A 957-nucleotide genomic window follows, 5' to 3' on the forward strand; every position below is an offset into this window, starting at 1 on the left:
ATTGTCCTCAAAAAGCCAAAAGCATACTGCGTTGCTGTTTTTATTGTCAGGTCTTCAATCTAGTGGTCTGACCGTTCTGTCATCTTCTCTATCATCTGCAAACTCGGGTTAAACTCTAATTTCAAATGCTCGCTTGGTCGATAACACCGACCACGCTATTCGTACCAATTTATTCGCTAAGGCCACGACTGCGACATTAAATGGCTTTCTCGCTCTAAGCTCAAGTATCCATTCACCAAACATCGCAACCGCAACGTCTGGCCTCGATAAAATTGACCGTGCTCCATGGATAAACAAGKTCCTTAACGCTTTGTTACCCCGCTTACTTATCCCCAACAACGTGGTTTTACCGCCTGTGGAGTATTGATGCGGCACTAATCCTATCCACGCTGCTAACTGTCGTCCGTTTTTAAAGTTACCCGCATCAGAGATATCGGCTAAACACTGACTTGCCGTTAAATCCCCCACACCAGGGATAGACTTCAGCAATTGCGCATCTGCATTTTGCTCGACAAGCTGTTTCAGCTTTTTATCTTGCCCTGCGATACGCTCATTAAGCTGTAAATAGTACTCATGATGTTCTATCAATTCTTGCATCAACATGGCAGGAAGCGGTTCACCGTTATCAGCGAGCCATTGAAATAATACTTTCATCTTGCCATGCCCTCTAGGAAAGCTCATGCCAAACTCCAGTAAAATTGCCCCAATTCGTGACATACACGCGGTCCGCTCTTTGATATAACTTGAGCGAACTCGCTGAATAACACTAATGACTTGTGCTGATTCTGTTTTAACACCAACAAAGCGCATCGATGGTCTTGTGCATGCTTCTGCTATCGCATCGGCATCGATGTAATCATTTTTATTGGTTTTAACATAAGGCTTAACGTACTGCGGGGGAATAAGTTTAACCTCATGACCGAGGGCTTGGCATTTTCTTGCCAACCAGTGGGAACC

Annotated in this window: 1 protein-coding gene; it reads right to left on the reverse strand. The window is 44.7% G+C overall.

All coding sequences use genetic code 11. The annotated features are described in order from the left end of the window. Nucleotides 1-108: 108 nt before the first annotated feature. Nucleotides 109-957 (reverse strand): IS110 family transposase (locus BM739_RS19845; protein WP_076543320.1); only part of this gene is annotated, 849 nt, incomplete at its 5' end.

The sequence above is a fragment of the Shewanella sp. UCD-KL21 genome, from assembly GCF_001957135.1.
GTDB lineage: Bacteria > Pseudomonadota > Gammaproteobacteria > Enterobacterales > Shewanellaceae > Shewanella.